At 56.4% G+C, this 20,482-nt stretch carries 9 protein-coding genes and 1 pseudogene; 6 read left to right on the forward strand and 4 right to left on the reverse strand.

Going from position 1 to position 20,482, the window contains the following annotated elements; translation table 11 throughout:
- Positions 1 to 249 precede the first annotated feature (249 nt).
- Genes ACXX81_RS07485 through ACXX81_RS07500 form a run of 4 tightly spaced genes read right to left on the reverse strand, consistent with a single transcriptional unit; the run spans position 250 to position 4,855 of the window.
- On the reverse strand, positions 250 to 1,497 hold the full coding sequence (locus ACXX81_RS07485; protein WP_231422808.1) for an efflux RND transporter periplasmic adaptor subunit: 1,248 nt from the start codon (positions 1,495 to 1,497) through the stop codon (positions 250 to 252).
- On the reverse strand, positions 1,487 to 2,965 hold the full coding sequence (locus tag ACXX81_RS07490; RefSeq protein WP_209982886.1) for a TolC family protein: 1,479 nt from the start codon (positions 2,963 to 2,965) through the stop codon (positions 1,487 to 1,489). Before ACXX81_RS07490 ends, ACXX81_RS07485 begins: the two co-directional genes overlap by 11 nt.
- The gene (locus tag ACXX81_RS07495; protein ID WP_458571431.1) at positions 2,958 to 4,157 is read right to left on the reverse strand and encodes an ABC transporter permease; all 1,200 of its coding nucleotides are present in this window, start codon (positions 4,155 to 4,157) and stop codon (positions 2,958 to 2,960) included. The genes ACXX81_RS07490 and ACXX81_RS07495 overlap by 8 nt, the downstream gene beginning before the upstream one ends.
- A complete protein-coding gene (locus ACXX81_RS07500; RefSeq protein WP_209982880.1) occupies positions 4,154 to 4,855 on the reverse strand; it encodes an ABC transporter ATP-binding protein in 702 nt (233 codons plus the stop codon). Before ACXX81_RS07500 ends, ACXX81_RS07495 begins: the two co-directional genes overlap by 4 nt.
- Positions 4,856 to 5,215: 360 nt before the next feature.
- On the opposite strand from ACXX81_RS07500, the gene ACXX81_RS07505 reads away from it, so the two are divergent.
- The 6 genes and pseudogenes from ACXX81_RS07505 to tnpC form a co-directional block, all read left to right on the forward strand.
- Positions 5,216 to 5,968, forward strand: coding sequence for a TetR/AcrR family transcriptional regulator (locus ACXX81_RS07505; RefSeq protein ID WP_209982879.1), 753 nt, complete (start codon positions 5,216 to 5,218; stop codon positions 5,966 to 5,968).
- A gap of 301 nt (positions 5,969 to 6,269) precedes the next feature.
- Positions 6,270 to 9,944 (forward strand): YncE family protein, encoded by a 3,675-nt coding sequence (locus ACXX81_RS07510; protein WP_458571432.1) that lies wholly within the window; start codon positions 6,270 to 6,272, stop codon positions 9,942 to 9,944.
- A 293-nt stretch (positions 9,945 to 10,237) separates the two neighbouring features.
- A complete protein-coding gene (locus ACXX81_RS07515) occupies positions 10,238 to 14,026 on the forward strand; it encodes an immunoglobulin-like domain-containing protein (protein ID WP_458571433.1) in 3,789 nt (1,262 codons plus the stop codon).
- Between the two features lie 717 nt (positions 14,027 to 14,743).
- A complete protein-coding gene (locus ACXX81_RS07520; RefSeq protein WP_458571434.1) occupies positions 14,744 to 18,403 on the forward strand; it encodes a hypothetical protein in 3,660 nt (1,219 codons plus the stop codon).
- Between the two features lie 505 nt (positions 18,404 to 18,908).
- Positions 18,909 to 19,268, forward strand: a complete 360-nt coding sequence (tnpB, locus tag ACXX81_RS07525) for an IS66 family insertion sequence element accessory protein TnpB (RefSeq protein WP_458571435.1) — start codon at positions 18,909 to 18,911, stop codon at positions 19,266 to 19,268.
- A gap of 18 nt (positions 19,269 to 19,286) precedes the next feature.
- Positions 19,287 to 20,471, forward strand: a pseudogene (gene tnpC / locus ACXX81_RS07530) (IS66 family transposase); the annotation flags it as partial.
- Positions 20,472 to 20,482 lie beyond the last annotated feature (11 nt).

The following is a 20,482-nucleotide window of genomic DNA, read 5'->3' on the forward strand; positions in this document are numbered from 1 at the left end:
GGCAAGCCCTAATGCCGTTCAGTTAGCGCAGATTCCCTGTGGCGAGCAGGCTTGTCCTGCGTTGGGCTGCGCAGCAGCCCCAAAACCAGACGCTGAGCCGTATCAGGTACACCGCGTTTTGCTTGATTGGGGGCGCTTCGCACCCCAACGCGGGGCAAGCCCGCTCGCCACAATAAGCCCGCTCGGCACAAAAAAACCGCTCGGCACAGGGATGTGGGGGGCTGAAATGACTCATGTGCAGTCAATACTTCAAGGTCTCGGGATTTTCACGAAGCCGGGCTTGAGGCCGAACACTTCCACGCCCTGCGGCGTCGATTGCCCGGTGGTCACTTTCACTCGCTCCACCGGCTGATCCATCGCCGCGCGATATTCCACGGTCATATCCGCCCCAATCGCCTGGCCTGGCACCACCATTGCCTGCGCATTGTTGTAGGTCACGATGGTCAGGCGCGCACTCATGCCCAGGCGCACCCGTTGCAACTGCTGCGGGGTAAGTGTGGGGATCGCCAGGGTCACCGGAAATTGCGCGCTGCCCTGGCCCTCACTGGCAATCGCCAGGCCGCTGACCACGCTCACCGTCCCGCTCAGCCGCTCGCCATCAAAACCATCGCCCAGTACCTCCACCGCCTGGCCCTGGTGCAACTGGTTGATGTCCAGTTCGGAGACCTTGGCGACGATTTTCAGCCGCTCGATATTCGCCAGCCCGAACAGCACCTGGCCCTGGCTGACCTTGCTGCCGGACTGCACCGGGGCATTGGTATTGCCGCCCGCTTGCGCCGAATTGTTGCCGGGCGCGGGCACCACAATGCCGGAGAACGGCGCCTTGACCTCCTTGCCAGCGAGTAGTTGCTGCAGCGCTTCGTATTTCACCGTGGCGTTGGTCAGCTCCATATCGGCGATCTGCCGGTATTCGCCGCGACCCTGGTCCTGGGCCTGTTGCAGTTCGGCGCGGGCTGCCGCCAGGTCCAGTTGTTGCTGCCGGGCCTGCTGCTTGAGGTCGTCGAGTTCGTTGCGCGGGATGATGCCGCGCTTGAACAGGTCTTCGCTTTCGCTGAGCCTGCGCCGGGTTGTGTCGGCGGTCATTTCGGCGGTGCGCAGGCTGCGGCGGGCGCGACTCACATTGGCGCTGCTGTCCCAGTCCTGCATGTCCTGCACGGCGCGGCGCGCCTTGAGCTGGGCGGAGAGGGCGTCGCGCAGTTGCACCTCGAGGGTGGCCGGGTCCATGCGCAACAGCACCTGTCCGGCTTCGACGCGCTGGCCTTGCTCCACCAGATTGGCCTGCACATTGCCGTCGAACGGCGCCGTGAGGGTGACGGTAGTGTCGGGCTCGATTTTGCCCACCAGGCCGATCTGGTGCACTAACTGATCAGGTTTCACCGCCAGCCATTGCTCGTCGGCGCTGCCCGGCGTTTGCGCCGGGCTGCGCAGGGCCAGGCCGGCAGCGCCCGCCAGCACGATCAACAGAGCAACCAGCAGGCGTTTTTGATTAGTAGTCATTGAGGGCGATTTCCCAGCTTTCCAGGGTCATGCCCAGCGTCAGGTCGAGCTGGGTCTGGGCGTTCAGGTAAGCGATCAGCGCATTGAGCTGCGCGTTCTCGGCGTTGCGCAGGTCGGTCTCGAAGCTCAGCACCTGAAAGTTGGTGGAGCGCCCGGCGCTGAGTTTGTCACGCTCGATCTCGATCTTGCGCCGCGACAGCTCCACCGCGCGCCGCGAGATTTCATACTGGCGCCAGCGGGTGCCCAGGTCACGCACCACATCGTTGACCGAGCGTTCGAGCTCCTGGCGGGCGTCGGTGATACGGATCTCCTGATCTTCCACATTCACCCGCGCGCGCACTTCGGCCTGGCGCGTGCTGATGTCGCCGATGGGGATCTGCACCTGCACGCCGGCATAGCTGTCCCAGCTACGGTTGTTACTGCGCCCGTTGTCATTGTCATAGGCGTCGCGCACCTGGTTCGCGCCGGCCACCAGGTCCACTTGCCAGCGCCCGGAGTCCTTGGCGATCACCAGGTTAAGGTCGGCCTGCTGACTGCCGAGCAGGGCGGCAAGGTATTCCGGTTGCTGGGTTTGCGCGAGGTTGAAGGCCTGGCGCTTGTCGATCTCCATGGGCCTGGCCTCCAGGGCTTCACTGGCGCGAATCGGCGTGGACAGGTCCAGCGCGAGCAGGCGCAGCAACGCCAGGCGGCTGCTATCGAGCTGGTTCTGCGCTTCTTCGACGCCCAGTTGCTGGGTGGCGATATCGGCTTCGGTCTGCACGATTTCAAATTCGGCCATGCGTCCGGCGCTGATCAGCGCTTTGTTTACCTCCAGCAACGTGTTGGAGCGCTTGAGGGCTTCCTGCACGATCAGCAGTTGCTCCTGGGCGCGCAGCAATTCGCGGTAGGTGGCGATGATCTGGCTGATGGTGCCCGCCACGGTGGCCTTGAGGTTCAGGCGGTTGGCCTGTTCGGACAGGCGCGACAGACGCAGCGGCGCGGTGGTGGCGTCCCAGCCGGCGCCGCGTGCCAGCGGTTGGATGACGGCCAGGTCCAGACCGTCGCTGCGGTAACGGCCGGCGCGGTCGGCGTTGTTCAGTTGCTGGGTCCAGGCCATGCTCAGGCGCGTGCCGTATTCGCCGAGCAGGCTGGTGGACGGTGCGAGGTTGGCATTGCGCGCGCTGTCCTGGGAGCCGCGGGTGCCACGGTAATAGCTGTTGAGGGTGAGCTTGGGCTTGAACACGTCTTCGGCCACCCGCAGGTCGAACTTCTGCGCGACCCGCTGCAGGTACGCGCTGCGAATCGCCGGGTTGTTGCGCAGGCCCAGGTACACGGCGTCGCCCAGGGTCAGGCTGGTGGCCTGGGCATTCAGCGACACGCCTCGGTCGTAGCCGCTGCGGGAGGTGCTCGGTGCCGACGGCTTGATCACCACCTCGGCGGCCATGCCGGGCAGGCTTAGCAGGGCCAGCAGCCACAGCCATTTACTCATCGCGCAAGGCCTCCACCGGCTGCAACCGGGAGGCCGAGACCGCCGGGTAAATGCCAAAGAACAAGCCCACCAGCAGCGTGCTGCCCACTCCCAGGGGCAGGGCCGCCACCGCCAATGAAAACACCCAGCCCGACAGCCACGCATACAGCCACGCCGCCGTCATGCCGAGCACGGCGCCGCAGACGGCGCCGACAGCGGTGAGGGTGACGGCTTCGAGCAGAAACAGGTTGCGAATATCCCGCTGGCGCGCGCCCAGCGCCATGCGAATGCCGATTTCGCGGCGCCGCTGCGAGACGTTCATCAACATCACGTTCATCACCCCGACACCGCCGCCCACCAGCGAAATCGCGCCCAGGGCCAGCAGCAGATAGGCGAAGGTGCGGCTCTGGCGGGTCATGCCGTCGATCATTTGCTGGGGCACGGTAATGTCGACGTTGTGGTCAATCAGCTGACGTTGCAGCGCAGCGGCGGCCTCGCGGGCGATGCGCTCCATGTCCTGCCCGGGCGCTGCGCGGATGATCACATTGCCGATCTGCGGGTTGGCGTAGATGCGGCGCATGCCCTCGGCGGGGATGAACAGCGACTCGTTGGCCTGCACCGGCATCAGCATCGCCCGGGGCTGGTTGTGCAGGATGCCCACGATCAGAAACAGGTAGTCGTGGATGCGCACACGGTCGCCCAGCCTGAGCGGATCACCCGGTGCGCCGAGGGCCTGGGCCACCTGGTCGCCGATCACCGCGTAGGTTTCATTGGCATCGAAGGGCGACAGGAAGCGTCCTTCGCGCAGCACCAGGCGCATGGCCTCGTGGATACCCGGTGTGGTGCCGACCAGGTTGGCATTCGCCGTGCGGCCGTTGAACACGACGGGGCCGCTGAACAGGCTGAGCGCACCGATATGGGCGATGCCGGGGACGGCGCTGCGCACGGCGTCCAGGTCGAGATGGGCGCGCATGCTCAGGTTACCGCTGCGTTTGGTCGGGAATTGCGCGATCAGGGTGTCGGTGCCCATGTCCTTGAAAATCATCGCGGCATCCACTGCCGCGTTGTGGCCGATATTGATCAGCGCCACCACCGACGAACTGCCGATCACAATGCCCAGCAACGCGAGGACCGAGCGTTTGCCCAGGGTGCGCAGGCTGACGAACGCTTCATGCAGCAGTTGGCTCAGGCTCTGTTCAACGCGCAGGCTCATGGGCCGGCCTCGTTCACCACGCCGTTGCGCACCAGGATCTTGCGCTGCAGGCGCTCGGCGATCTGCGCATCGTGGGTGACGATGATCAGGGTCACCTGCTGCTCGCGGTTGAGCGTCAGCAGCAGGTCCATGATGTCCTGGGCGGTGCTGCTGTCGAGGTTGCCGGTGGGTTCGTCGGCGAGGATCACCGAGGGGTTGCCCACCAGCGCCCGCGCAATGGCAACGCGCTGACGCTGGCCGCCGGAGAGGTCGGCAGGGTGATGGTGCGCGCGTTCGGCCAGGCCCACCTGGTCGAGCATGCGCAGCGCCTGTATCACCGATTCATGGCGCGACACGCCGCGATAACTCAGGGGCAGCGCGACGTTGTCCAGGGCGCTGAGGCGTGGCAGCAGGTTGAAACTCTGGAACACGAAGCCGATCTGCTGGTTGCGGATCGCCGCCAGTTCATCCGGCGTGGCGCTGAAGATATCGTGGCCGGCAAAGCGATACTGGCCGCCGTTGGGTAAATCCAGCAGGCCGAGGATATTGAGCAGGGTGCTTTTGCCGGAGCCGGAGGCGCCGAGGATGCCGCAGCTGTCGCCGCGCGTGATGGACAGGCACACGTCATTGAGAATCGGCAGGTCTTGCCCCGCCAGTTGATAGCGCTTGCCGATGCCTTGCAGGGAGATCAATGGGGGTTGCGCGAAGTGCTCTGTCATCGTCGCCTACGCCTGCAGTCTGGATGCCGCCGTCACCTCTCGGAAAAACGTTGAAATAACTTCGAGGGCTGCGTGAGGCGTGTCGAGGACTGATTTGTTTCTTGTTTTTAAAATATTGTTTGAATAGTAACCGCGTTCCAGGCGCTTCGCCAGCCATTGGGGTAGAGCGGTTTTACGCTTGGCAAAGATTTATCCGACAACTGGACGCCGCCGCCGAGCACGCGCTCGACTACTGTTTGGAGGCCCGTGGACCGTGGCTTTCGATCGTATGGCAACCTGTCAGTACTTGCTTTCAAGGGACAGCCCCGGTATAAAAAATCAAATTATTTTTTAAAACAATATTTCCGCCGTGGAACCTTTATGGTCGCTAAGAAAATCAGCACGCCAAACATTACCAAGACTCGATTGCTGGATGCGACAGAGGCACTCTTTATCAAGTACGGGTACGACGCGGTTTTGTTACGGCAGATAACCGAGCGTGCCCAGGTGAACCTGGCCGCCGTGAACTATCACTTCGGGGACAAGGACTCCCTGATGAAAACCCTGCTGATGCAGCGCCTCGAGCCGCTCAACGAGCAGCGCCTGGAATTGCTCGCGCGCTGTGAGGCCGAATCCGACGGGCCGCTCGACTGCGATACCTTGCTCGGCGTGCTGTTTGCCCCGGCCATGGGCCTGGAGCGCAGCGACCCGGGCAGCGGGGAGGGGCGCTCGTTCATCCGCTTCCTCGGTCGCGTGTACAGCGATACATCGCCGTTTATCCAGGAATACCTCAAGGTGCATTACCAGCCGGTGTTCCAGCGTTTCTTCGAAGCTTTTGCCCTGGCGCTGCCGGACCTGCCGCGTAATGAACTGGGCGTGCGCCTGCAGTTTGCGCTCAAGGCGATTTCCGGCGTGATGGCCGGGACCGAACTGCGCCTGCTGATGAACTCCATGAGTCTTGGTCGCCCGGCCACTGACGCCGAGGTGATGGCCAAGCTGATTACCCTGGTGTCGGCCGCGATCCGTGTGCCGCAGCAAAGCCCCGAAGCACAAACCGCGCTGGCCAGGGTGTTGGACACCCAGCGCGTCATTCGTGAAGAAGCTGCAGCGCCTGTGACGAGGGCAACGCGCTGAGCTCGAATTGCAGGCAAAAAAAACCCGCTGGGGCGGCGGGTTCTTAATGTGCAGCATTTGTAACGGATGAGGCTTCACAGTACGGCCCAGGGTGTGAATAAATCGTGAAAAATATGTAAGAAAAAGCGTGCGCTGCGGCCGATTCAACAGGAATTCATCAAGGCCTGGTTTTTTCGAACAGGCTGCCATTCGTCGGCACTGTCAATTCTGACAGTAGATCACCCTGCAGACTCAGGCGCCTCATTCACCTTGCCCCGTCGCGCGCGCTCCCGCGCGAACTAACCCCAGCAAGGTGATGGTTATGTCGACTATTCCCGTTCCATCGTATGACGATCTCCCGTCTGACCCTTATTCCGCCTACCCTTCAGTTGACCTGACCAACGCCCAATATCCTGAAAAGGCGGCGTGGGGTGTAGGTACCAGCGCCATGTCCTTTGGCAAACTGACCATGGCGATTGAGGCTTGGCATAATCTTTCGGTGGGTGATTACTACGCTGTTCGCATCAAGGACTTGAATAACCCGGCAGCTTCGGCGTTCGTTCAGGATGTCACTGACCGTTACTACTTGTCGGTCGACAAGGAAAAAGTACCGGAGGGCACCGTTGAAGTGTTTTGCCGGGTGCTTCGTGCCGGCAGCCGCCAGGAAAGCCGCTCATCCACCCAATGGGCGCTGTTCAAACAAACGTTGCCGGGCGGTTACGATCTCAGAGTCTGGGAGCCGTGGCACAGCGAGTTGAAACTGTCCCTTGAAGGCTTGCCGGAAGGCTCGATCATCACTGCAGATGGCGTTGCGAACGGAGTGTGGTGCCTGATTGAAAAGTATCAGCACATTCGCCAGAACGACACTATCAGCATTGTCTGGGCCGGGATTTACTTCGATTACATTGTGAGCCCCGCGGATGCTGCCGGTGCCGGGCCGCTTCGGATCGAGGTGCCTGCCGACGTGATCGCCCAAGGCAATCAATATGGGCTGGTGTACGTCGTGTTCAAGGTTGTGGATGTGGTGGGGAATACGTCTGGCGGTAAATACGAGTTCTCCAAGCCCTACCCGGTCCGCGTGGAACTGGACACCAAACTGTATGAACCGCCAATCTTTACTGTGGACACCGACGAGGCGATTCAAGTCGATTTTGATACGCAAAGCCGCTCCGTCTTTGCGTTAAAACCCACGCTGCCGCGATACACCACGGTGCCTAACCCGCGCCATATGGTCACAGTTGTTATCACCATTATCCAGGCGGGCCAACCGGACGAAACAGTGCGCTTGCCGGCAGTTCCCGACAAGAACCTCAGGGGCGAGCCGATCAATGTGCCCGGTTCCATTATCGAGAAGGCGGCAGGCGGGCGCTTTCTGGCCTATGTCGAGGTGAACAGATCCACTGGCGCGCTGCTGGGTCGGTCGGGCAGCACGGAGGTCTCGGTGGTGGGGACGCCGAGCAGGATGCCCGCGCCGCAGATCATGCCGATCGAGGGCACGCTGATTCCGATAGATACGGATATCGCTGTCACGATGCCAACGTACCAACCCCATGATGGCAGTTGGCTGGAAGCTCTCGTGTTCCAGGAGGGGGAGTCGGGTGGCGGCGGTTTGCTGCATGTCCAGACGCGGCTGGCCGGGCCACAGGGTGGCGTGCGGGACGTGAGCAAGGACGATCTCAAGCAGTTTGATAGCAAAGGCCCGTTCTCGATTTTCTACCGCACCAATAACGGTCGGGGCCTTCCTTCTTCGATTCGTGAGTCAGAGAGTCGGACGGCCGAGATCGGTTTTCGGGAAACCGATTTGCCGGCGCCGATCATCAAGTTTGCCGAGGACGGCAACATCGACCCCAAGGATGTGAAACGCTCGATCTTGCTGATGTCGTTTCCGTACATCGGCGCAACTTCTGGCAGCACCCTTTACTGGACCGCGATTGGCGCGGACTCCGATAGCTCGGACTGCGGCAGTATTCTGATTGACGCTGCGACCGAAGGTCCACTTTTGACGGAGCTGCTGATTGAGCTGAAACCGCAAGTCTTGCTCGGAAATATCGATGGCGTCATTGCGTTTAGCTATAGCGTGCTCAAGGCGGGTGTGTACGTGCGCTCCAGAAAGCTTAACCTCACCGTCGGTCCACGTATGGTGCTGGAGCTGCCGAAGTTATTGGAAGCCGATAAAGTCTACCAGGATCAACTGTATCCCAAGGATGTGTTGAACGGCGCCACCGTGCGGGTGGAGTTCAAAACCATGCAGGCCATGGACGATATTATCGTCCGGTGGGAAGGAGAGTTTGGCATCAGCCAAACGGAGGTGTCCGTCAAGGGCAACCCGCTGACGAACAGTGTTGATGTGCGCATTCCACCCGAAATTATCGCGTTGGCTATTCGTGAAAAAGGCAACAACATTAAAGTGGATTACCGTTTTACCCGTGGGCAAACCACGTATCGGTCCAAGCCACTGAACGTCAGGTTAATGCTGGTCACGACCCTGCCGTCACCGATGCTCAACGGGGTCGGAGGTGTGGTCTTCCCGCTGCTCGCGTTGGGGGATGAGGCGAGGATAGAAGTCGCTCCGTGGATTTTGATCCAGCAAGGCCAAAGGAAGTTTTTGACTGTCAAGGGCACTTTCTCGGATGGAAAACCGTATGTCGAGACGCTATACGTGGCCGACAAGGTCACCGCAGAAGAGGTCGCGCATGGCATTCGCGTATTCGGTGATGTGACTAGCCTTGGACGGCTCAAGGACGGTTCGGTGCTGAGTCTTGAGTTTGGCGTCAGCTACGCACAAAGAGACCAACCGGATACGCAAGTGCCGTTTGGGACGCGCGAATATCGCATTCAAGCGGTGATGGCGACCCTTCCGGCTCCCTCCTTCAACAACATGCCAGGGCCAGCACTGACTATCGCTCCCTTGAGTTACGTGAGTGGCGCCTTTGTGGCCGTACAGTACGCAGGCATGACCACTGCACAGGTCATCACCCTTGAATGGATTTTCCCGAACGGCAGGCTTGCTGCCATTACTGCACAGAGTGGGGTAAGTGGAGGTCGGGTCGACGTTCCCATCAGTTCGCAAATTATTGCTGCAAGTATGGATAAGGACATTACGTTGCGTTACAACGTAAAGACAGGAACCAGGACCACTCCGTCAGACACTCAGGTTTTGACGGTGCAAACTATCCCCGTGTCGAACTTACCTCAGGCGCGGATTAACAACTTGCCGGATGGCGCCACACTCGATCTGAGGGATATTCCTGGTTTATTGACCCTGGCATTACCTGCCTGGCCATTTATTGCTTCCGGTCAGAAGGTGTGGATAACCTTGCGCAGCAAGGAGTCCTTGCCATTATCCGTACTTGAGGGGCATGTGGTTTCGGCGGGCGAGGTAAAAGGAGGGTTGATCAATATTCCTGTATCGAGAAGTTGGCTGGAGTCGGCATTTAACGAAGGGCAGATTTTACTGAGCAGCATGGTGGGATTTGGTACTGACGCAAAGGAGTCAGATGCGCTGCCGATGAAGGATACAACGTATCGTCTGAAGATTTACGATTTCGTCAGTCTGGGCGTTGCACCTATGCAATATATTAGGGTGCCAGGCCAGTCGATATCCGGCCCGCTCCTGAATATCAAATTTATGAGTCAGGCTCATGCGATTGACTATATACAATATAGTTCAAATTCTGTGTTCGGGTTGACGATCTACAATTATGTGGGTTACGCCAGTGACGTTAAGTTCCAGGCCTATCAGCTGGTGGTTGCCAATAGGACCTCGCGCAGGATTACGTTTAATCTTAAAGGTGGGAATATCGTCATTGTGAACCCCTCTTTAATCATCAATTTTTTGGATGAGGCCGGGGTTTTGGTTGGGCAGAAAGTGTTGAACTTTCCATACACTTATTATCACAATACGATTCCTTTCGATTCAGGAGTAACGAAGGCTATAAAGTCTGTACAGTTCATCACGAACTCGGCGTTTGAGGTCAGCAATATCAGACTTTATTAATAAACCTGAGTGAAATGAGGCAGCCTATCTAACCGTAGGCTGCGCTTTTCACGGTCTACATTTTTTCGATTAAGGTTCTGGCCAGGCGCAAATACATCGAGTTCCCCTCGCGCATCCATTGCGGCTTGGATATTTCAAGACTCCTTCGAGCTTTCGCTTATTTTCTGACGCCACTCGACCATTCGTCGGCACTGTCAATTCTGACAGTAGATCACCCTGCAGACTCAGGCGCCTCATTCACCTTGCCCCGTCGCGCCGTTCCCGTGCGACCTAACCCCAGCAAGGTGATGGTTATGTCGACTATTCCTGTTCCATCGTATGACGATCTCCCGTCTGACCCTTATTCCGCCTACCCTTCAGTTGACCTGACCAACGCCCAATATCCTGAAAAGGCGGCGTGGGGTGTAGGTACCAGCGCCATGTCCTTTGGCAAACTGACCATGGCGATTGAGGCTTGGCATAATCTTTCAGTAGGTGATTACTACGCTGTTCGCATCAAGGACTTGAATAACCCGGCAGCTTCGGCGTTCGTTCAGGATGTCACTGACCGTTACTACTTGTCGGTCGACAAGGAAAAAGTACCGGAGGGCACCGTTGAAGTGTTTTCCCGGGTGCTTCGTGCCGCCAGCCGCCAGGAAAGCCGCTCACCCACCCTGTGGGCGCTGTTCAAACAAACGTTGCCGGGCGGTTACGATCTCAGAGTCTGGGAGCCGTGGCACAGCGAGTTGAAACTGTCCCTTGAAGGCTTGCCGGAAGGCTCGATCATCACTGCAGATGGCGTTGCGAACGGAGTGTGGTGCCTGATTGAAAAGTATCAGCACATTCGCCAGAACGACACCATCAGCATTGTCTGGGCCGGGATTTACTTCGATTACATTGTGAGCCCCGCGGATGCTGCCGGTGCCGGGCCGCTTCGGATCGAGGTGCCTGCCGACGTGATCGCCCAAGGCAATCAATATGGGCTGGTGTACGTCGTGTTCAAGGTTGTGGATGTGGTGGGGAATACGTCTGGCGGTAAATACGAGTTCTCCAAACCCTACCCGGTACGCGTGGAACTGGACACCAAACTGTATGAACCGCCGATCTTTACTGTGGACACCGACGAGGCGATTCAAGTCGATTTTGATACGCAAAGCCGCTCCGTCTTTGCGTTAAAACCCACGCTGCCGCGATACACCACAGTGCCTAACCCGCGCCATATGGTCACGGTTGTTATCACCATTATCCAGGCAGGCCAACCGGACGAAACAGTGCGCTTGCCGGCAGTTCCCGACAAGAACCTCAGGGGCGAGCCGATCAATGTGCCCGGTTCCATTATCGAGAAGGCGGCAGGCGGGCGCTTTCTGGCCTACGTCGAGGTGAACAGATCCACCGGCGCGCTGCTGGGGCGGTCGGGCAGCACGGAGGTCTCGGTGGTGGGGACGCCGAGCAGGATGCCCGCGCCGCAGATCATGCCGATCGAGGGCACGCTGATTCCGATGGATACGGATATCGCTGTCACGATGCCAACGTACCAACCCCATGATGGCAGTTGGCTGGAAGCTCTCGTGTTCCAGGAGGGGGAGTCGGGTGGCGGTGGTTTGCTGCATGTCCAGACGCGACTGGCCGGGCCACAGGGTGGCGTGCGGGACGTGAGCAAGGACGATCTCAAGCAGTTTGATAGCAAAGGCCCGTTCTCGATTTTCTACCGCACCAATAACGGTCGGGGCCTTCCTTCTTCGATTCGTGAGTCAGAGAGTCGAACCGCCGAAATTGGCTTTCGGGTTATCGATTTGCCAGCGCCGGCTATCAAGTTTGCCGAGGGTGGCAACATCGACCCCAAAGACGTGAAACGCTCCGTGTTGCTGATGTCGTTCCCCTACATAGGCGCAAGTCCTGGCAGCACCCTTTACTGGACCGCGATTGGCGCGGACTCCGATAGCTCGGACTGTGGCAGTATTCTGATTGACGCTGCGACCGAGGGTCCACTTTTGACGGAACTGTGGATTGAATTGAAGCCGCAGGTCTTGCTTGGGAACGTCGGTGGACTGGTAGCTTTCAGCTATAGCGTGAAAAAGGCGGGTACAGCCACCACACCAGACACGTTCCTGCGCTCCGAGGTGCTTAACCTCACCGTGGGGCCAAGGCTTGTGCTTGCACTGCCGAAAGTCCTCGAGGCCGATAAGGTCCTGCAAGACCAGTTGTATCCCAAGGACGTGTTGAATGGCGCCACCGTGCGGGTCAGTTACAAAACCATGCGGGCTGACGACGACATCATTGTCAGTTGGAAAGGCGAATTTGGCATCAGCATCACTGAAGTTACTGCCAAGGGCGATCCGTTGACGAACACTGTAGATGTCCGTATCCCACCCGACATTATCGCGCTGGCTATTCGTGAGGGGGGCAACTACATCACGGTAAGTTACCGTTTTACTCGTGGGCAAACGACCTACAGGTCCGAGCCGTTGGCGCTGCGCTTATTGCTGGTAACAGCGCTGCCGCTGCCGACGCTCAATAACGTCACCGATATGGTCTTCCCGTTATTGGCGTTGGGCAATGAGGCGACGATCAAAGTCAACAAGTGGATCTTCATTCGGAAAAATCAAAAGAAATTCTTGACCATCAGAGGGACCCTGGCAGATGGCAAGCCGCTAGTGGAGACGGTTTACCTCGCCGATGAGGTTACCGACGATGAACTCGCGAACGGTGTTTCCGTTTTTGTACCCGTTGACAGGCTTCGTGCTTTAAAAGACGGCACCATTCTCAGCCTTGATTTCAGCGTGAGTTTCGCAGAGCGAGACGAGCCGGAGACTGCGGTATCGTTCGGGCATCGCGAATATCGGGTCCAGGCTGTCCCAGCGACCCTACCGGCGCCCGCTTTCGATAACAAGTCCTTGCCTTCGCTGACTATTGCACCGCTGAGTTATGTCTCAGGGGCCGTGGTGGCGGTAGTGTACACAGGCATGACCACTTCGCAGATCGTGACGCTGGAGTGGATCTTTCCGGATGCGACCATCGCCCAGATCGCTACTCAGAATGGGGGGAGCGCCGGGCGTGTCGATTTCGCTATCAGCCCGCAGATCATCGCCCAGAGCGTGGGTAAAATCGTCACTTTGCGCTACAAAGTGACATCGGGCAGCAAGACGATTACGTCAGAGCCTCAGGTGTTGACGGTGAGTCTGATTCCCGTGGAAGGCTTGCCACAGGCATTGATCAATGTAATAGCCGACAAGGGCACTCTTAATCTTGCGGGCTTTGCCGGCAATGCCACATTGAGTTTGCCGCAGTGGAAGCTTATCTCCCCAGGCCAGCGCGTCTGGATCAATCTGCGAAGTGCAGGTGTGGCGCAGCTGCCCGTGCTGGCAGGCTACGTGGTCACGGCCACAGATGTAGCAAAAGGGTTGGTCAATGTACCGGTGCTGAGAACGTGGTTGGAGGGGCTGGGCATTAACAGTGCGATCACAGTGGACGTGTTCGCGACATTTGATGGCAATGCCAAGCCGGAATATCCAGTGATATTCAAACCGACAACCTACACCGTTATGGGGCAGTTGAAGATCGCTCCAACGGCAATGTCCTTATCTGGCGTGGCTATCAAGAATCCAACCTGGGCAAGAACCGGTTTGGTCTCAATTGGCAATACTGCGTCCCGAGTGCCTACCGGTGGCTTGGGTCCGTATACCTTTAGTTCGAGTAACCCGCGAGTGGCGTCGGTAGATGCAGGGGGTAACGTGACGGGTAATGTGAACGGATCGGCTGTCATCACCGCCAAGGACCGGAACGGGGCAAGCGCGTCTTACCCTGTGTATGTCTCCAATGTATTCACGATGGCGCTGAATGATAACTTAATGAACTGGGAAACGACCTTGAGGTGGGCAGCTTCCGTTGGAGGCGGTCCTCTATTTGATGCTGCCATCTACGACGTTTTGCGGGTTTACGGCGCTCACGCACCGGTTTTTTCGCGGCAGCGCTGGACGAGTTCCGGAAGTGGGTGTCCAGGGTATTGGGCACCCTATATCGCTAATAGTCCCAATACGGGGGCGGTTGCGTGTCAGTACTACACCACTCAACTTGCCGGCATTTGTTTGGTTGCTCTTTACTAAAGAACGGGTGCCAGGCCAGTCGATATCCGGCCCGCTCCTGGATATCAAATTTATGAGTCAGGCTCATACGATTGACTATATACACTATTTTTCAGATTCTGTGTTCGGGTTGACGATCTACAATTATGTGGGTTACGCCAGTGACGTTAAGTTCCAGGCCTATCAGCTGGTGGTTGCCAATAGGACCTCGCGCAGGATTACGTTTAATCTTAAAGGTGGGAATATCGGCATTGTGAACCCCTCTTTATTCATCAATTTTTTGGATGAGGCCGGGGTTTTGGTTGTGCAGAAAGTGTTGAGCTTTCCAAACACTTATTATTATTACATTACGATTCCTGTCGATTCAGGAGTAACGAAGGCTATAAAGTCTGTACAGTTCATCACGAACTCGGCGTTTGAGGTCAGCAATATCAGAATTTATTAATAAACCTGAGTGAAATGAGGCAGCCTATCTAACCGTAGGCTGCGCTTTTCACGGTCTACATTTTTTCGATTAAGGTTCTGGCCAGGCGCAAATACATCGAGTTCACCTCGCGCATCCATTGCGGCTTGGATATTTTAAGACTCCTTCGAGCTTTCGCTTATTTTCTGACGCCACTCGACCATTTGTCGGCACTGTCAATTCTGACAGTAGATCACCCTGCAGACTCAGGCGCCTCATTCACCTTGTCCCGTCGCGCCGCTCCGGCGCGAACTAACCCCAGCAAGGTGATGGTTATGTCGACTATTCCTGTTCCGTATGATGAGCTCACGCCTCCTGCCTATTCGGTATATCCACCGCGCGATCTGAGCAAGACTCTATACCCTGAAAAGTCTGCCCAAGGCTTGGGGAGGCGCGGCATGGTGCCCTTTGCCTGCTTCGGCATTGAGCGTTGGCGTGATTTAGCTGTGGGCGATTATCTTGGTTTGCGCATTGGTGACCTGACTCAACCGATCGCCTCAAGTAACGTCGTTACCGATGAAATCCGTTATTTCTTGTATATCGATGCAAATAAGATTGGCGAGGGTGACCTCCAGTATTTCTCCAGGGTCTTACGCGTTGCGAGTCTGCAAGAGAGCCGTTCGACCACCGAGATGATGTTGTTCAAGCAGACCATCCCGGCAGGCCACGACCGCAGGCCCGAAGAACCATGGCACAGTGGTTTGTTCATGTGGTTCCGAGACCTGAAGGAGAATGACATCATAAGCCCGGATGTCATCGCAGGCGGCTTGGTCGTCATGATTCAACCGTATCTGAATATTCGTAAGAACGACCAAATTAGTATCTTCGTGGATGGCATCCCCTATGTGCACGTTGTGAGCCCGACAGAGGCCAGCCGCAATCTGCCAATCGAGATAACGATTCCCGAAGAAACCCTCCTCAAGATTTCAGCTTCCGGGCCGATTGGCGTGGTCTTCACTGTTGAGGATGTTGTGGGTAATATACCGGAGGGAAAATATTTTTTTTCGAAATCAATCCCATTGATCAGTGAGATGGAGGCAGGCTTATTACCTTTCCCGCTTTTTCTGGCAGATGGCGATGTGATCGACCAACTCGATCTCGATATCCACAGCGCTGCTAAGCTACAGGTAGACGTACCTTTAACATTTTATAGGCCGACGCCTGCTCCCTTGAATAAAGTTACAGTGGTAGTACAAACGACCGATAAAAACGGCGTCACCTCTACCGTGCGTTTGCCGACTGTCGACGACAAGAACCGCCGGAGAGAGCTTGTACAACTGCCCACTAGCATGGTGACGAATCTGGCGGGAGGGCGGATTCGGGTATGGTTCGAGTTAACACGTGCCGGGCGGCCTGTAGAAACGTCAAGTAGCACATTGTTGAATGTGGTTGGCACGCCTACCTTGATGCCACCGATCACATTGATCCCGTATGAGGCGGGCCTCGTCCCCTCTAATACTGACGTAACCGCGCAACTGCCGGTCTACTCTCCCCACGACCCGAAAAACCTGGAAACCTTGGTTTGTGAGCAGATACGGGAAGACGGCGGCGGTCAGCGTCTGACCTTTCGGCAACTGGCAGGTCCGCAGGGCGGCACGCGCATTTTGCCGAAGACGTCGTTGAAAGTATTTGAAGATAAGGGTGTTTTCCACGCTTATTACGAGACCGACGACGGTGGCGGTAAACCCTCCTCTATCCGCCAATCGCAGTTGCTGGGCGTCGAGATTGGTACTCGCGTTGAAGACTTGAACGAGATGGTCGTCCCCGATGCTGTTGACGCAAACATTGATCCGACCACAGTGGCAGGAGATGAGTGGCTAATGTTTGTGCCTTACCCAGGTACAGTCGCTGGCGACAAGGTGTCGTGGAGCGTGATCGGCAAAGATTCACAGCGTTCGGCCACAGGTATCATCGACGTGACGAACGCGATCGCCGGTGTGATTTTGACAACCCTATCGATTCCGGTCAGCACAGAAGTCCTTGCAAAGAACAAGGACGGTAGCCTGCGTATCAGCTATAGCGTGCAAAGTGCTGGCACACCCTCAAAAATTCTTCGCTCCAGAGCGTTGGATGTCACTATCGGCTTACCGGTAGAGTTGGATGTTCTTAAGATCCTTGAAGCTGATCCGCTCTCGGGAACATTGGCGCCAAGAAATGTGATAAATGGTGCTACTCTGCGGATCAGCTATAAATCGATGCGCAAGGGCGATCAAATTTTTTATAGATGGGATGGATACTATGATGTCAGTCAATATGAGGGAGTGACAATCGGTAATCCGAGTACCAATAGCATCGATGTGCTTATCCCGGCAGATGTGATTGCCAAAGGCATTCGCCAAGACGGCAACGACATCGCTATTAATTGCGAGGTTAGACGTGGGCAGTTTGTATACAGCTTTGACACGCTTTACGTAAAATTATTACCCCTCGCAGTGCTGCCGACTCCCAGTATTCCCGGGTTTGAAGGCGCGACGGTGCTACCGGTGTATTTGCTCAGTAATAACGCTCTTATCCATATACCGATATGGGCGTTCATGCTGTTGGGCCAACCTGTATGGCTGACAGTTACTGGAACGTTTGATGATGATACTCCGTACGTCGAGCAACTCTACATCGCGAAAAATGTTACCGCCGAAGAACTCATAAAAGGTGTTTTCTGTCCATTACCCGTCGATAAGCTCCTCCAGCTCATGGACGGTTCGGTGTTTAGTATAGAGTTCTGGGTGAGTTTGCCTGGCATCCCAAGTAAGCCGGCGGCAATAAAGTTCGGGGTGGCGAATTACAGGATCCAGCTATTGCCTTCGAGTTTGTCTTATCCGATGCTTAACGGTGCGGAAAGTTCTGCGCAAGAGACGACAGTTGACCCGTTAGCGATTGAAAAAAATATTACCGTGACTGTCAAATATTCGGGCATGCTCGCGACGGATGTCATCACATTGCTGTGGATTTTTCAAAATGGTACTCAGTCGGCGATTACTCTAAATGGTCAGGCGAGCGGAGTAGTAGTGTTTGACTTTACTGCGTTGCAAGTCGTACAAAAAAGTGTGAACAGCAGGGTCCAGTTAAAGTATTCGATCATACGGCGCGATAAGGTGATTCCTTCTTATGTGCAGACGGTGAAGGTCGAGACTATTCAGCAGGCCAAGCTGCCAATGCCAGTGATCAATAGAACTGCAACTGGCGGTACGTTGGATCTGAACACGTTCATCGACAATGCAGTAGCAGCGATAGGTAAATGGCCATTGAGCACAGCTGGACAACTGGTCTGGTTGACCTGCAGCAGTGTAGGTGTGGCAGATTTGAGGGTGTTAAATGCTGCAGAAATAACTGCGGCGCAAGCAGCCGGCGGTTTAATAGATATAGGGGTGTTGCGTAGTTGGCTGAAAAGTGTTCCCAAAGGACAGGTGATACATGTTGTTTGTCATGTTTCATTTACCGGTATTTATGAGCAACGGCTAGCCTTTCCTTTAAATCACTACATTTTAAATGATTCTTGGGTTGACTTGCTTACTGATTTTAGAAGAGGGATGGGTTCTTGGTCAAAAGGCAGAGGAGGCTACAGCGGAACACTAGATGGCCGAGGAATATATTTCAATACTCCAGCTCTCTCGAATTCGGGGTCGGTCATTGAGCAGGTGTTTAATTTTAACAAGGCGCACCGTTATGACTTTGGTTGCCAGGTATCAAATGTTAGCCCTCAGCCTTCAAATGTTCCGCCGATATTAGAAGTGTTAGTGGGAGGAAGAGTTGTTGTGTCTAGATTTACGGTGCCGAGAAACGGCGTTGCTTATAATCTAGCTGCCAACTTTACGGTTTCGCAGTCGGGGCCAGCTGCGCTGGTGATATATAATCATATGGACTTGGGTGGTGGTGCTGATAGCAGGGGCGGAAATGACTTCTACATCCACTTCGTGACGGTTTTTCGTCTTTCCTGATGTAAGTTAAAAAAGGAGATTATATTTGAAAATTTAAGATCTTAAGTGTGTTGCGTGATGTTAAGTATCCACCGGCTGGCGGTTTTGCACAGCCGGTGGTGCGTTACGCCGATATTCTTACCCATCTTACCCATCTTCCGTCCACCCTCGCTACTTATCCGAGTGTGGGCACTACTTGCTGCTTGAGCGCTGGATCAAACAGCCCGGCGTCTTGAATTATTGCTCACCTTGCGAAATCGTAATGACTTTGATGTTTCTGAATTTTTTGTTGAGGGCTGCCGTTCGTCGGCACTGTCAATTCTGACAGTAGATCGCGCTGCCGGCTCTGGCGCCTCATTCACCTTGCCCCGTCGCGTCATTAGCGCGCGACCTAACCCCAGCAAGGTGATGGTTATATCAACTATTCCTGTTCCTTCGTATGTAAGCGCTCCATGAACCCCATATTCAAAGCCGCCGCGTGATCCCGGATGCTGTGCTCCCGATTTCTTTCTGGAGCCCATTCGCCATGATGCGTCCCGACGCAAAAGTCGAAAAAGTGTATCTGTACCCCAAGCCCGTCGACTTCCGAAAGTCCATCGACGGTTTAGCGGCCTTGGTCGAACTGGACATCAAGGTCGCGGTGTTCGACCCCGTGCTCTTCGTCCTCCTCAACAAGCCACGCAACCGGGTGAAGATTTTGTACTGGGAGCGTAACGGCTTCTGCCTTTGGCTTAAGCGCCTGGAGTCCGAGCGTTTCAAAACATCGCCCGATGTGACGGACGAGGCGATTGTCCTGACCGTTCAGGAGCTAAATTGGCTGCTCGACGGTTTTGACCTCTGGCGTAACCGTCCCCATCAGGTTTTGACGCCGCGATTCGTGGCCTGATTCGGTATAATCCAGGGCATGATTCCGCTGCCCAAAGATCTTCCTGACGACCCTGTGCTGCTCAAACAATTGCTTGAGCAGATGTTGCTTGAGCGCGAAACGAGCAAGGGCCGCATTGTTCATCTGGAAGAAGAAAATGCGCTGCTACGCCAGCGCTTGTTCGGACGTAAGTCCGAGCAAACAGCCGATCCAGCGACGCCACAATTGGCCCTGTTCCACGAAGCCGAAAGCGTCGTCGAAGCTATCGACGAGAACGCTGAAGAAGAGGTTGTCGCCCCCGCCAAGCGCCGTGGCAAGCGTAAGCCACTGCCTGCCGATCTGCCGCGCATCGAAGTCATCCACGAACTGCCCGAACACGAACTGACCTGCGCCTGCGGTTGCCGCAAACACGCCATTGGCGAGGAAGTCAGCGAGCAGCTTGAAATCGTGCCGATGCAGATTCGCGTCATCAAACATGTCCGCAAAACCTACGGTTGCCGCGACTGCGAGAGCGCACCGGTCACTGCAGACAAGCCAGCGCAATTGATTGAAAAGAGCATCGCCAGCCCCAGTGTTCTGGCGATGCTGCTGACGACCAAATATGTAGACGGTTTGCCGCTTCATCGTTTTGAAAAAGTGTTGGGGCGTCACGGTATTGATATCCCGCGCCAGACCTTGGCTCGCTGGGTCATCCAGTGCGGCGATCACTTCCAGCCGCTGCTGAATTTAATGCGCGACAGCCTGCTGGCCGGTCGCGTGATCCACTGCGATGAAACACGGGTGCAGGTGTTGAAAGAGCCTGACCGCGAGGCGAGCAGCCAGTCCTGGATGTGGGTGCAAACCGGCGGCCCACCCGATAGGCCGGTAATCCTTTTTGACTACTCCACCAGCCGCGCGCAGGAGGTACCGACGCGCCTGCTCGAAGGCTATCGCGGTTACGTCATGACCGATGATTACGCCGGTTACAATGCACTGGGCGCCCAAGCCGGAGTTGAGCGTTTAGGCTGTTGGGCTCATGCGCGTCGCAAGTTTGTTGAAGCACAGAAAGTGCAACCCAAAGGTAAGACGGGACGCGCGGATATCGCGCTGAATCTGATCAACAAGCTTTACGGCATCGAGCGCGACTTGAAGGCCAGTAGTGATGCTGACTGTAAAAACGGCCGTCAGGCACATAGCCTGCCGATACTGGCTCAGTTGAAAAGCTGGATCGAAAAGACGCAGCCCCACAACGAACA

It is taken from the genome of Pseudomonas sp. GNP013 (assembly GCF_054343995.1).